Genomic DNA, 13,233 nt, shown 5'->3' on the forward strand with positions numbered 1-13,233 from the left:
AACAAGAAAGAAAAGATCAGCTGCATAGCTGGTCTTTTTTTTGTGGTGTCTTTTAGAAGTTGAGCAGGATACGTGGTACCCTTAGGGGTATTTTGTGCTTGAAAGTAGCTCCCAGACGGGAATACGAGGTCTCTAGACGGGAATATGCAGGGCATGGACGGGATTAACGTGAACTCAGACGGGAATATGGATACTCCAGAAGGGATTAATGGTTGGAATAGCATAAAAAAAGATAAAATACCCCCCATGGAAACTTAGTTACCAGGTCTTCCTAAAAAGTGTATCTAAAGAAGTAGACCTAAAGAGTAGCGACCCATTTTCAAAAATCCTTCAAACAATGATGCCCAGTGGGGTAATTTGGGGATGAAACTAGTCCCCAGAAGGATTATTAAGCAGAATAACAAAAAAAGATAAAATACCCCCCATAACAAATCCAGAAGTCAGCATGTTTTCAAAGAATAGCGCCCCATTTTCAACCGCTTTGAAAAATAGATAGGAATAATATCATAAGTGGCAAATATATATGATATCCCTAAGAGCCAGGATGTTTCCTATTAGAATGACTCTCTGTGGACTTAATTCAAAACCCTTTTAATTTTGCGAAGGGTTTTATCAGCAGCTATAGGAGGTATACTGCAAATAGAGCCAAATTTTAAAATGCACGTGTGTAAATGAACTAAAATGGAAAAAATAATTTATGGATGAGAAAATGCGTTAAAGTTGCAAATAAAAACATTCATTTGTATAATATTAGTCAAATATAGTCAAAGTCAGGATGGGGGAGGATAGGTGAGAAATATATCCGATGTTATCGAAATTTATTTAAAGAAAATTTTTGAAATGAGTCAAAATGACACACTTGAAATTAAAAGAAGTGAGATAGCTGATAAATTTCAGTGTGTACCTTCCCAAATAAATTATGTGATTAATACTAGGTTCACCATTGAACGCGGATATTTAGTAGAAAGTAAACGAGGCGGCGGCGGGTATATCAGAATCATGAAAGTCCAATCGTATGATGATGTGGATTTAATTGATCAATTACTATCTTTAATTGGCATGCGGGTTTCGCAAGCTGCTGCTGAAGGAATGATAAATCGTTTAGTCGAAGAAGAAATTATTAATAACCGTGAAGCAAAAATCATGATGAGTGTAATTGATCGTTCAGTGATTTATATTGATTTACCAGAACGTGATGAGCTTAGGTCGCGGATATTGAAAGCAATGTTAACTACTTTAAAGTATAAATAGGGTTTTTGCTGAGGTGATAATGATGCTTTGTCAAGAATGTAATCAGATGCCAGCGACTCTCCATTTTACCAAGTTTATAAATGGCGAGAAGAATGAAATTCATATCTGTGAGAAGTGTGCTCAAGAAATGGGCGAGGTTTATATTAATCAAGCAGGGCAGGGTTTCTCTTTTAATAATTTACTATCAGGATTATTAAATATTGAACCTATATTTCAGTCATCTACGGCGAGTGCGAAGCCTAAAACAGAGGAACTGCGCTGTAAGCGTTGTAACCTTTCTTTCAAAGAGTTTGTCCATGTAGGCAAATTTGGTTGTGAGGATTGTTATAAAACATTTGATAATCAACTGAATCCGATTTTAAAAAGAGTGCATAGCGGCAATACTGCCCATATTGGTAAGATTCCAAGCAGGATGGGTGATACGATTCATCTTCGGAAACAAGTGGCACAGTTAAAAGAGGTTTTAAAAGACTTAATTGAAAAAGAAGAATTTGAAAAAGCAGCGGAAATTAGAGATGAGATTCGTTCACTCGAGAAACAAAATGATCATCACGTTGATGGGGGGCCTCAATCATGAGTTTTGAACGATTTGTGCAAAGTGCTTTGAGTTCTTGGATGAATGAGGATGGTCCTGATACGGATATTGTATTAAGTTCTAGAGTGAGATTAGCGAGAAATTTTAAAGACTTTACTTTTCCTACCGTTTTTTCAGACAAAGAAGGGCAGGAAGTCATTGAGTTAATTAAAAAGGAGTTCGTAGGTAAGAAAATAAGTGATTGCGGCCAGTTAGAATTACTGGAAATGGATTCACTTGAACCTCTGCAAAAAAGAGTGTTAGTCGAAAAACACTTAATCTCCCCAAATTTAGCCAGTGATTCTTCTTTTGGAGCTTGTCTCTTATCTGACAACGAGAAGGTTTCCATTATGATTAATGAGGAAGACCATATTCGAATTCAATGCTTAGCTCCTGGTCTGCAGCTGACGGAAGTTTTACAAATGGCTAATCATATTGATGATTTGGTTGAGGAAACCGTTGACTATGCATATGATGAAGAACGCGGGTATTTGACCAGCTGCCCAACAAACGTTGGGACTGGGTTAAGGGCTTCAGTAATGATGCATTTACCTGGTCTGGTTCTAACTCAACAATTGAATCAAATTATTCCAGCTATGAACCAGCTTGGCTTAGTGGTACGAGGAACATATGGTGAGGGCAGTGAGGCTCTGGGGAATATTTTTCAAATATCGAATCAGATTACACTAGGCAAATCAGAGAAGGATATCGTAAATGATTTAACGAGTGTAGTTCAACAGATAATTGCGCAAGAGAGATCAGCTAGAAACGCTCTCGCGAAGACCTCTCATATACAACTCGAAGATCGGATTTACCGGTCATTCGGTACGCTGATTAACGCAAGAATTATCGAATCCAAAGAAGCGGCTACTTGTATATCTGATGTACGTTTAGGGATCGACCTTGGATATATTGATAGTATCTCTAAAACAATTCTAAATGAATTGATGATTTTAACCCAGCCAGGATTTTTACAAAAATATGCTGGAGGACCGTTACAGGCATATGAACGTGACATTCGCAGAGCATCGTTAATTCGCGAACGGTTAAAGCTGGAGAAAAACGAAAATTCTTAAGGAGGATTTAACCTATGATGTTTGGTCGTTTTACTGAAAGAGCGCAAAAAGTATTAGCATTGGCACAAGAGGAAGCTATACGTTTAGGACATAATAATATCGGTACGGAACATATTCTGCTCGGCCTTGTGCGCGAAGGAGAAGGAATTGCTGCTAAAGCTCTTTACGCACTTGGATTGGGCTCTGATAAAATTCAGAAGGAAGTTGAAAATCTGATTGGTCGGGGTCAAGAAACGGCACAAACGATTCATTATACACCGCGTGCAAAAAAAGTGATTGAACTTTCAATGGATGAGGCACGAAAACTAGGTCATTCTTATGTGGGAACAGAACATGTGTTACTTGGTTTAATCCGCGAGGGTGAAGGGGTCGCTGCCCGTGTACTTAATAATCTTGGTGTAAGTTTGAATAAAGCTCGCCAACAGGTATTACAATTGCTAGGCAGTAATGAGTCAGGAAGCCACCAAGGCTCGACATCAGCAAACGCGAGTACGCCTACTCTAGACAGTCTGGCTAGAGATCTAACAGCCATCGCACGTGAAGGCAGTCTTGATCCGGTTATTGGCAGAGGTAAGGAAATTCAACGTGTCATTGAGGTCCTAAGCCGACGTACTAAAAACAATCCGGTTCTAATTGGTGAGCCGGGTGTTGGTAAAACAGCCATCGCTGAAGGTCTTGCGCAGCAGATTATTAATAATGAAGTGCCAGAAATTTTACGCGATAAACGTGTAATGACTCTTGATATGGGAACAGTTGTAGCAGGAACTAAATATCGTGGAGAATTTGAGGATCGATTGAAGAAGGTTATGGACGAAATCCGTCAGGCTGGAAACATCATTCTTTTCATTGATGAACTTCATACGTTAATTGGTGCAGGAGGAGCAGAAGGAGCTATCGATGCTTCTAATATCTTAAAACCTTCTCTAGCTCGCGGGGAACTTCAATGTATTGGTGCTACAACACTTGATGAATACCGTAAGTATATCGAAAAAGATGCAGCACTCGAGCGTCGATTCCAACCGATAACCGTTAATGAGCCAACCATTGATGAGTCTATTCAAATCCTTAAAGGATTGCGTGACCGTTATGAAGCCCATCATCGTGTGTCTATTACAGATGAAGCCATCGATGCGGCTGTAAAAATGTCAGATCGTTATATCTCTGATCGTTTTCTTCCAGACAAAGCGATTGATTTGATTGATGAGGCAGGTTCAAAGGTTCGGCTGCGATCGTATACAACTCCTCCAAATTTAAAAGAGCTTGAATTGAAACTTGATGAAGTGCGAAAAGAAAAGGATTCTTCCGTGCAGAGTCAAGAATTTGAGAAAGCTGCATCGCTTCGAGATACAGAACAGCGATTACGTGAACAGTTGGACGAAACGAAGAAAGTATGGAAAGAAAAGCAAGGCCAAGAAAATAGTGAGGTTACAGTAGAAGATATTGCCCATGTTGTATCCAGCTGGACTGGGGTGCCTGTAACAAGACTCGCACAGACTGAATCAGATAAGTTATTAAACATGGAGGCTATTCTTCATGACAGGGTTATCGGTCAGGACGAAGCTGTTAAAGCAGTTTCAAAGGCGGTTCGACGTTCAAGAGCAGGATTAAAGGATCCAAAACGTCCAACCGGTTCATTCATTTTCTTAGGACCAACTGGGGTTGGTAAAACAGAATTAGCAAGAGCACTTGCTGAGTCAATCTTTGGCGATGAAAATGCGATGATCCGTATTGATATGTCTGAGTATATGGAAAAACATTCGACTTCACGTCTAGTTGGTTCGCCTCCAGGATATGTAGGGTATGAGGAAGGCGGCCAGTTGACAGAAAAAGTACGTCGTAAGCCGTATTCTGTAGTTCTGTTGGATGAAATTGAAAAAGCACATCCAGATGTATTTAACATTCTTCTGCAAGTGCTTGAAGACGGAAGACTTACTGATTCTAAAGGCAGAACCGTTGATTTCAGAAATACGCTTTTAATTATGACATCGAATGTCGGAGCATCCGCGTTAAGAATGAATAAGTACGTTGGATTTGCTGTACAGACTCAGGCGAATGGGTATTCAGATATGAAAGGAAAGGTTATGGAAGAGTTAAAACGTGCCTTCCGTCCAGAATTCCTGAATCGTATTGATGAGACCATCGTATTCCATTCACTTGAGAAAAAACATCTGAAGGAAATTGTTTCTTTAATGACCAATCAATTAACAGAACGATTGAAAGAACAAGACATCTTATTAGAACTTACCGATAAAGCAAAAGAAAAGATAGCAGACGAAGGGTATAATCCGGAATATGGAGCACGACCAATTCGCCGGGCTATTCAAAAGCATGTGGAAGACTATCTTTCCGAAGAATTACTTAAAGGAACCATTGTAAAAGGAAAGAAAATTATTATGGACGTTGAAAATGGTGAATTCCTAATAAAAGACGGGGAAACTGTTGATAGTAGTAAATAATAAGAAATAGATTCTTCACGGAGGTACACGTGTTTCATGCCGTGTACCTCTATTTTTTTTATAATTCCCCCGAAAATCACTTTTTAGCATGTGACTTGCAGAAACAGTCGATAAATGAAAGGAACTTTAAGAAGGATAATAGCAGGGTTCTATATAATTTATAAAGTAGTTATTTTTTTCAAGGTTAACTCGATAAGGAGTACTATCCTTTGGAGCCCGCCTGTTGATGTTATTTCGTCAGGTAGATAGACTAACCAGGAGAGGGACTGAACTGCATGAAGGAGGCGGCTACACTAGATGTGAGAAATTAGAACCCTCTGATTAGCAGACGTTTCACCGATGTGAAAACTCTTAAATAGGTGGAGGAGGGTGAAGATGACCGATAAAAAGACATATGAAAAAATGAGATTGGACATTCTTCAACTAGTGGCACCAGGAACCCCTTTGCGAGAAGGTATAGATAATGTCCTGCGGGCTAATACAGGTGGGTTAATTGTCATTGGAAGTTCAGAAAAAGTCCGTTCGGTAGTGGATGGCGGGTTTCCGATTAATTGCACCTTCACACCCAGCACTCTTTATGAATTAGCAAAAATGGACGGAGCCATTATTCTAAACGACAAAGCTGACCGAATTATCCTTGCTAATGCTCAGCTGGCACCAGACACGACTGTTCCTTCTAGGGAAACCGGAATGCGCCACAGGACGGCTGAGCGGGTAGCCAGGGAAACCAAAGCAATGGTGATTGCCATTTCGCAGCGTCGGAACATCATTACTTTATATCAAGGGACCTTTCGGTATGTTTTAAAGGATATAGAAGTTATTCTCGCGAAAGCCAATCTAGCTGTACAAACACTGGAGAAATATAAAGTTGTGTTTCAGCAGAGTATAACGGATCTCGGGTTAATGGAGTATGAAGAGGTGGTTCGTTATGCCGATTTACTTCAAGTATTTCACCGCTACTTAATGGTGCTGCGCATAAAAGCAGAGCTGGCAGCCTATTTAAATGAATTAGGTACCGAGGGGCGGTTAATACAGCTGCAAATGAATGAACTGTTAGCAACCTTAGAAACAGAAGGACTGCTATTGATTAAGGATTATTCTAATCATACAGATGAACAGCCTGCTTCTATTCTTAGCCGAATGCATGAGCTTGCTCAACAGGAAAAACATGAGGAGAGCGTAGTATTAAAAATTCTCGGACATAACGGATATATTCATCTTGATGAAATAATCCATCCAAAAGGATACAGGATCCTGCATAAAATTCCTCGCCTCCCATTATTAATTGTCGATAATCTAGTCGCTCGTTTTAAAAACTTCGGCAATATTACAAAAGCCTCCACACAAGAGCTCGATGAAGTGGAAGGAATCGGAGAAGTAAGAGCAAAAAAAATTCAAGAAGGACTCAAAATCTTGAAAAATCAATTATTAGCAGAGCGGAGGATGTAAGCAAGAACAGATATTATGTGTCAAGAGGGAATTATTTTTGACACGTAAATTTTTGGGTGCTAGTCTAGAAATGAATGAGAGAGACACGCTGTACCATGGCATATGGCGGAATTATAGCAATATAGAAGGAAAATCATACACGTAAATGTTTCATTTTTAAAAATATGTTAATAATGATAATAGGGAGGTGAAGGAATGTTAAAACGCATCATACAAGCTTGTTTCTTAATAGTAGGTGGAACGCTGGGAATAGTGTTAATTCCTGAACTATTTAATGTTATACAGACAGATAATTTTGCATTTATAAACAATCCTTATGTATCTGCTATTTTAGGTGCAATTATATTTTATCTTATTACGTTTTGGGCAATAGAGTACGTGGTCGAATTTATGAAGTGGCTGGAGGAAACGCTGATAAAAGCTCCTATTACTGATATTATTTTCGGGAGTGTTGGTTTATTAGTTGGACTGCTGGTTGCATTTATCTTTGGTTCCGCTTTTAATGCCATTCAGGTTCCTATTTTGAACACTGTTGCGCCTATTCTCTTAACATTGTTATTTGGTTATCTCGGTTTTCAAGTTGGATTTAAAAAGCGTGATGAGCTATTAACATTGTTTAGAACGAATAAGAAGAAGGATACGGATCCTGAAGAAGTGGTTGAAGGAGCAAGCAAACTCAAAATTCTTGATACAAGTGTTATTATTGATGGGCGTATAGCTGATATCTGTCAGACAGGATTTTTAGAAGGTACGATTGTTATTCCTCAATTTGTTTTAGCAGAGCTGCAGCATATTGCTGATTCGTCTGATGCTTTAAAACGAAATCGAGGCAGACGGGGGCTCGATATTCTTAATCGAATTCAAAAAGAGCTTTCAGTTAAAGTAGAGATGTACGAAGGTGATTTCGAAGAGATACAGGAAGTTGATGCAAAATTGGTCAAGCTTGCAAAGGTTTCGAATGGAGTCGTTGTGACCAATGACTTTAATTTAAACAAAGTTTGTGAATTTCAGAGTGTACCAGTTCTAAATATCAATGACCTTGCGAATGCTGTGAAACCGGTTGTTCTGCCAGGTGAAGAAATGAATGTACAAGTGATTAAGGATGGTAAGGAACAAAACCAAGGAATTGCTTATCTAGACGATGGAACGATGATTGTTGTAGAAGGTGGAAGGGACTTTATCAGCAAACGAATTGATGTGCTGGTAACAAGTGTTCTTCAAACGTCTGCAGGAAGAATGATTTTTGCAAAACCAAAAATTCTAGAAAAAGCTTTATAATAGGGAGTAACGATATGTATGAAGTAGTAATTCCAGCTGCAGGGCAGGGAAAAAGAATGAAGGCGGGAAAGAACAAGTTATTTCTCGAGCTATCTGGAGTGCCGATTATTGTCTATACATTGAGAGTCTTTGATGAAGACCCTCAATGTGCAGGCATTATTTTAGCTATTAATCCGGATGAAGAAGAGATGTTTGCTAATTTGATAGCAACGTATAAATTAAAAAAGATCAAACAATTGATACCTGGTGGTAAAGAGCGGCAGCAAAGTGTTTATAATGGCATAAAGGTCATTCATGCTGAAACCGATATCGTTCTGGTTCATGATGGGGCACGTCCTTTTATCCATCATGCGCTTATCAATCAACTAACTGAAGCTGCTACGACTCATGGAGGAGCGGTGCTTGCAGTCCCTGTTAAGGATACAATTAAGAAAGCAACAGATAATATAGTTGTTGAAACGGTAGAACGATCAAGCTTGTGGGCTGTTCAAACACCACAAGCTTTTCGTGTGCCTCTATTGACCAAAGCCCATGAGACCGCTGACAGTGAGGGCTTCTTAGGGACAGATGATGCAAGTCTCCTTGAGAGAATTAACGAACCTGTTATCATTATAGAAGGCGAGTATGATAACATAAAAATAACCACTCAAGAAGATTTATATTTTGCAGAAGCCATTTTACAAAAACAACGCTCATTTAAGGGCTAAGGAGAGAAAGATATGTTTCGAATTGGACAAGGATATGACGTTCATCAACTAGTTGAGGGGCTCCCGCTGATTATTGGTGGAATAACGATTCCCTATGAAAAAGGACTACTAGGGCACTCGGATGCAGATGTATTGCTTCATACTGTAGCTGATGCCTGTCTTGGAGCTATTGGGGCTGGCGATATAGGGAAGCATTTCCCGGACACGGATCCTAATTTCTTGGATGCTGATTCAGCTGAATTGTTAAAGCATGTTTGGGGTATTGTGAAAAATGAGGGGTATGTTCTGGGTAATGCGGATTGTACGATTATTGCACAAAGTCCAAAAATGGCTCCTTATATTGAAGAGATGAGATCAAAGATAGCAGAGCTGTTAGAAGCCGCTCCGAGCCAAGTAAATGTTAAGGCAACGACCACTGAAAAACTTGGATTCACAGGTCGTGGTGAAGGGATTGCTTCACAAGTAGCAGTTCTGTTAGTAAAGGCAGATTGATGGGATTTCTCTGAACCTTTATTCTCACCAATAGAAGTGATAAACTATATACATAGAGGAATTTAGGAGGCGTCAAAAAATGAGCAGTGATATTCGGGTTCGTTATGCACCAAGTCCGACTGGGCATTTACATATAGGAAATGCACGTACCGCTTTATTTAATTATCTTTTTGCAAGAAGTACTGGTGGTCAATTCATTATTCGAATTGAAGACACGGATTTAAAACGCAACATTGCAGGTGGCGAAGAAAGCCAGCTTAAATACTTAAAGTGGCTTGGAATGGATTGGGATGAAAGTATTGATATAGGTGGAGAATATGGGCCGTATCGTCAATCTGAACGTCTTGATATTTATAAAGAGCTCTATGATCAGCTTCTGGAAAAAGGGCTTGCTTATAAGTGTTATTGTACAGAAGAAGAAATTGAAGCAGAGCGAGAAGAACAAGTTTCTCGTAATGAAACACCGCATTATTCGGGAAAATGCCGTCATTTAACGGATGAGGACAGAGAACGTTTAGCGCTTGAGGGAAGAAAACCTAGTATTCGTTTTGCTGTACCAGCAGGGAAGATTTTGACTTTCAAAGATATGGTTAAAGATGACGTGTCCTTTGAATCCGATGGTATTGGTGATTTCGTCATTGTGAAAAAAGATGGAATTCCTACCTATAACTTTGCTGTAGCAGTGGATGATTATTTGATGAAAATCTCTCATGTTCTTCGGGGCGATGATCATATTACGAATACGCCGAAACAGCTAATGATATATGATGCGTTTGGCTGGGAACCGCCAATCTTTGGTCATATGACATTAATCGTTAATGAAAGTCGCAAGAAATTAAGCAAGCGGGATGAGTCTATCATACAGTTTATTGAGCAGTATGAGGAACTAGGCTATCTTCCAGAAGCATTATTCAATTTTATTACCCTACTCGGCTGGTCGCCGGTTGGAGAAGAAGAACTGTTTTCTAAAGAAAAATTAGTTGAAATCTTTGATGCAGCTCGTTTATCCAAATCACCAGCACTATTTGACCAACAGAAGCTTGCTTGGATGAATAATCAATACGTGAAACAAATCGAAGTAGGAAAAGCGGTAGAACTAGCTTTACCACATCTTGTGAAATCGGGCAGAGTATCTAGTGAGTTAACTGAAAGTGAAATGGAATGGGTAACTGATTTAGTTTCTCTTTATCAGGAGCAAATGAGCTTTGGGGCTGAAATTGTTAGTCTGTCTGAGATTTTCTTCAAGGATGACATTGAATTCGAGGCAGAAGCCAAAGAAGTGCTTTCTGAAGAGCAGGTACCAGAAGTAATGCAGGCTTTCCTTCAAGAAGTTGAAGCTATTGAGAATTTCCAACCTGAGGAAATCAAAAAAGCCATAAAAGCTGTTCAAAAAGGAACCGGCCACAAAGGTAAGAAACTGTTCATGCCAATTCGTGCTGCAGTGACAGGACAAACGCACGGACCGGACTTACCTAAGGCAATCTCATTATTAGGCAAAGAAAAAATTAAACAACGCCTAGAGAGTATTTTAAGTTAACAATTCGTTGAAAATATAATATAGTATTAAATAATTATAGTGATTAACACGAAGATAGGGAGAAGTAGAAAAACGATGCTTGTAGAGAGAATCACATCTGCTGAAAGTGATTTAAGTTTCTCGTTTTTCGAAATGCACCCTTGAGTCCCTTATTGAAACAGCTACAGCTGCTAGGTAAGGGCGGAAGATCCTCCGTTATAGGGATTAAGTTGGGGATGGCTTGTTTTGTTGATAAAACAAAAACAATTAAGGTCATGTCAAACAGAGTGGAACCGCGCCTGCAAGCGTCTCTGTCTATATGACAGGGGCGTTTTTTGTGTGTCGGTAAAGGGATAAGGAAATGAAGGGTGATGGAGGTAACGACGGTGTTTAAAATGCTAAAGGAAGACATAGAGGTTATCTTCGATCAGGATCCGGCTGCTCGTACCTATATTGAAGTCATGTTGACCTATTCAGGGCTGCATGCCATATGGGGACATAGGCTTGCACATGCTTTTTATAGACGTAAATTCTTTTTTCTAGCCAGGTTTATTTCCCAAGTCAGCCGTTTCTTCACGGGTATTGAAATTCATCCAGGCGCCCAGATTGGCAGGCGGTTTTTTATTGATCATGGAATGGGAATTGTGATTGGTGAAACATGTGAAATTGGGGATAATGTTGCGGTGTTCCAAGGGGTTACTCTAGGGGGAACAGGGAAAGAAAAAGGAAAACGTCATCCAACGATTAAGGATAATGTTCTAATCGCCACAGGAGCTAAAGTGCTTGGGTCTATAACAGTCGGAGAAAATTCAAAGATTGGCGCCGGATCAGTAGTCCTAAAAGAAGTGCCGCCTAATTCAACAGTTGTCGGCATACCGGGAAAAGTAGTTATTCAAGATGGTATACGAATAAAAAAAGACTTAAACCATACAGATCTTCCAGACCCAATTGCAGATCGTTTTAAAGAGCTTGAACAGGAAGTAGCTCTTCTTAAAGCAGAACTTCGCAGTCGGAAGGAAGAAAAGGAGCAAAGAACATGACCATAAAAATCTATAATACGCTGACGAGAAAAAAAGAAGTATTCACACCGCTTGAAGAAGGTAAGGTCAAGATGTATGTCTGCGGGCCTACTGTCTATAATTACATTCATATCGGTAATGCACGACCAGCCATCGTCTTTGATACCGTTCGCAGGTACTTCGAGCATCGCAAGTATGATGTGCAGTTTGTGTCGAATTTTACGGACGTTGATGACAAGTTAATTCGAGTTGCTAAGGAGCTCGGGGAAGATGTCCCGACCATCTCAGACCGATTTATTAAAGCTTATTTTGAAGATGTCTCAGCATTAGGCTGCAAAAAAGCGGATGCCCATCCAACGGTTATGGATAATATGGATGTCATTATTGAATTTATTAAAGAATTAGTGGACCGCGGCTATGCTTATGAATCAGAAGGAGACGTATATTACCGTACACGCAAATTCGATGGGTACGGGAAATTATCTCAGCAATCGATTGATGAGCTGCGTGTAGGCGCTCGTATTGAAGTAGGTGAAAAGAAACAAGATGCTCTAGATTTCGCCTTATGGAAAGCTGCAAAAGATGGCGAAATATCTTGGGAGAGTCCGTGGGGAACGGGCCGTCCAGGATGGCACATTGAGTGCTCAGCAATGGCGAGGAAATACTTAGGGGATACCATTGATATCCATGCAGGAGGCCAGGACCTCACCTTCCCGCATCATGAAAATGAAATTGCACAGTCAGAAGCCCTAACAGGTAAGACATTTGCTAACTACTGGATGCATAATGGGTACATTAATATAGATAATGAAAAAATGTCGAAATCTCTTGGTAATTTTGTGCTTGTTCATGACATTATTAAACACCATGATCCGCAAGTATTAAGATTTTTCATGCTGTCTGTCCATTATCGTCACCCAATTAACTATAGTGAAGAGTTAGTAGAAAAGACAACGGCCGCATTAGGCAGATTAAAAACATCTTATCAAAACCTTAAGCATCGATTGGATATAAGTACAGGATTGACGGAAAAAAATGATGAATGGCTGCAAAAAATAGCGGATCTAGATGCAGAGTTTATTCGTGAAATGGACGATGATTTTAATACAGCAAATGCTATTTCAGTATTGTTTGAGTTATCCAAGCAGGCGAATTATTACCTCATGGAGAAAAACACAGACAAAAAGGTAATTGAGGCATTCATGGGTGAATTTGAACAGTTATTTGGTGTCCTTGGTTTGACGCTGATTGAAGATCAGTTGCTGGATGAGGATATTGAATTATTAATTGAACAGCGGAATCAAGCACGCAGAGACCGTGATTTCCAACTTTCTGATGATATCCGTGATCGTCTAAAGGACATGAGTATTATACTAGAAGACACTCCTCAGGGCACAAGATGGAAACGAGGATGA

At 39.6% G+C, this 13,233-nt stretch carries 11 protein-coding genes and 1 other annotated feature; all 11 genes read left to right on the plus strand.

All coding sequences use genetic code 11. The annotated features are described in order from the left end of the window. Window positions 1-789: 789 nt before the first annotated feature. The 11 genes from MHI18_RS11750 (at window position 790) to cysS (ending at window position 13,233) form a co-directional block, all read left to right on the plus strand. A complete protein-coding gene (locus tag MHI18_RS11750; RefSeq protein ID WP_340847672.1) occupies window positions 790-1,251 on the plus strand; it encodes a CtsR family transcriptional regulator in 462 nt (153 codons plus the stop codon). Between the two features lie 46 nt (window positions 1,252-1,297). Further along, window positions 1,298-1,828 (plus strand): UvrB/UvrC motif-containing protein, encoded by a 531-nt coding sequence (locus MHI18_RS11755; RefSeq protein ID WP_445669991.1) that lies wholly within the window; start codon window positions 1,298-1,300, stop codon window positions 1,826-1,828. Beyond that, window positions 1,825-2,901 carry a protein arginine kinase gene (locus tag MHI18_RS11760; protein ID WP_340847675.1) on the plus strand — a complete coding sequence of 359 codons (1,077 nt, stop codon included), beginning with the start codon at window positions 1,825-1,827 and terminating at the stop codon, window positions 2,899-2,901. The genes MHI18_RS11755 and MHI18_RS11760 overlap by 4 nt, the downstream gene beginning before the upstream one ends. Window positions 2,902-2,915: 14 nt before the next feature. Continuing rightward, complete coding sequence (gene clpC, locus MHI18_RS11765; protein ID WP_340847676.1) at window positions 2,916-5,357, plus strand: ATP-dependent protease ATP-binding subunit ClpC; 2,442 nt, start codon at window positions 2,916-2,918, stop codon at window positions 5,355-5,357. Between the two features lie 375 nt (window positions 5,358-5,732). Next, window positions 5,733-6,806, plus strand: a complete 1,074-nt coding sequence (gene disA, locus MHI18_RS11770; protein ID WP_340847677.1) for a DNA integrity scanning diadenylate cyclase DisA — start codon at window positions 5,733-5,735, stop codon at window positions 6,804-6,806. A 195-nt stretch (window positions 6,807-7,001) separates the two neighbouring features. After that, window positions 7,002-8,084, plus strand: coding sequence for a PIN/TRAM domain-containing protein (locus MHI18_RS11775; RefSeq protein WP_340847679.1), 1,083 nt, complete (start codon window positions 7,002-7,004; stop codon window positions 8,082-8,084). Window positions 8,085-8,098: 14 nt separating this feature from the next. Continuing rightward, on the plus strand, window positions 8,099-8,791 hold the full coding sequence (gene ispD, locus MHI18_RS11780) for a 2-C-methyl-D-erythritol 4-phosphate cytidylyltransferase (protein ID WP_340847681.1): 693 nt from the start codon (window positions 8,099-8,101) through the stop codon (window positions 8,789-8,791). A 12-nt stretch (window positions 8,792-8,803) separates the two neighbouring features. Beyond that, complete coding sequence (gene ispF / locus MHI18_RS11785; RefSeq protein ID WP_340847683.1) at window positions 8,804-9,283, plus strand: 2-C-methyl-D-erythritol 2,4-cyclodiphosphate synthase; 480 nt, start codon at window positions 8,804-8,806, stop codon at window positions 9,281-9,283. A gap of 79 nt (window positions 9,284-9,362) precedes the next feature. Further along, window positions 9,363-10,820: a glutamate--tRNA ligase gene (gene gltX / locus MHI18_RS11790; RefSeq protein WP_340847684.1), complete on the plus strand. Its 1,458-nt coding sequence runs from the start codon at window positions 9,363-9,365 to the stop codon at window positions 10,818-10,820. A 42-nt stretch (window positions 10,821-10,862) separates the two neighbouring features. Continuing rightward, window positions 10,863-11,115: a binding site (T-box leader), on the plus strand. 70 nt (window positions 11,116-11,185) lie between these two features. Further along, window positions 11,186-11,839, plus strand: a complete 654-nt coding sequence (cysE, locus tag MHI18_RS11795; protein ID WP_340847685.1) for a serine O-acetyltransferase — start codon at window positions 11,186-11,188, stop codon at window positions 11,837-11,839. After that, window positions 11,836-13,233, plus strand: a complete 1,398-nt coding sequence (gene cysS, locus MHI18_RS11800; protein ID WP_340847686.1) for a cysteine--tRNA ligase — start codon at window positions 11,836-11,838, stop codon at window positions 13,231-13,233. Before cysE ends, cysS begins: the two co-directional genes overlap by 4 nt.

Source organism: Peribacillus sp. FSL H8-0477, from assembly GCF_038002765.1.
GTDB lineage: Bacteria > Bacillota > Bacilli > Bacillales > DSM-1321 > Peribacillus.

What these genes read in the sequence shown, in the direction of transcription:
- ispD (WP_340847681.1), top strand. Translation starts at nt 8,099, where the DNA reads ATGTATGAAGTAGTAATTCCAGCTGCAGGGCAGGGAAAAAGAATGAAG.
- ispF (WP_340847683.1), top strand. Translation starts at nt 8,804, where the DNA reads ATGTTTCGAATTGGACAAGGATATGACGTTCATCAACTAGTTGAGGGG.
- clpC (WP_340847676.1), top strand. Translation starts at nt 2,916, where the DNA reads ATGATGTTTGGTCGTTTTACTGAAAGAGCGCAAAAAGTATTAGCATTG.
- MHI18_RS11775 (WP_340847679.1), top strand. Translation starts at nt 7,002, where the DNA reads ATGTTAAAACGCATCATACAAGCTTGTTTCTTAATAGTAGGTGGAACG.
- cysS (WP_340847686.1), top strand. Translation starts at nt 11,836, where the DNA reads ATGACCATAAAAATCTATAATACGCTGACGAGAAAAAAAGAAGTATTC.
- gltX (WP_340847684.1), top strand. Translation starts at nt 9,363, where the DNA reads ATGAGCAGTGATATTCGGGTTCGTTATGCACCAAGTCCGACTGGGCAT.
- disA (WP_340847677.1), top strand. Translation starts at nt 5,733, where the DNA reads ATGACCGATAAAAAGACATATGAAAAAATGAGATTGGACATTCTTCAA.
- MHI18_RS11755 (WP_445669991.1), top strand. Translation starts at nt 1,298, where the DNA reads ATGCCAGCGACTCTCCATTTTACCAAGTTTATAAATGGCGAGAAGAAT.
- MHI18_RS11760 (WP_340847675.1), top strand. Translation starts at nt 1,825, where the DNA reads ATGAGTTTTGAACGATTTGTGCAAAGTGCTTTGAGTTCTTGGATGAAT.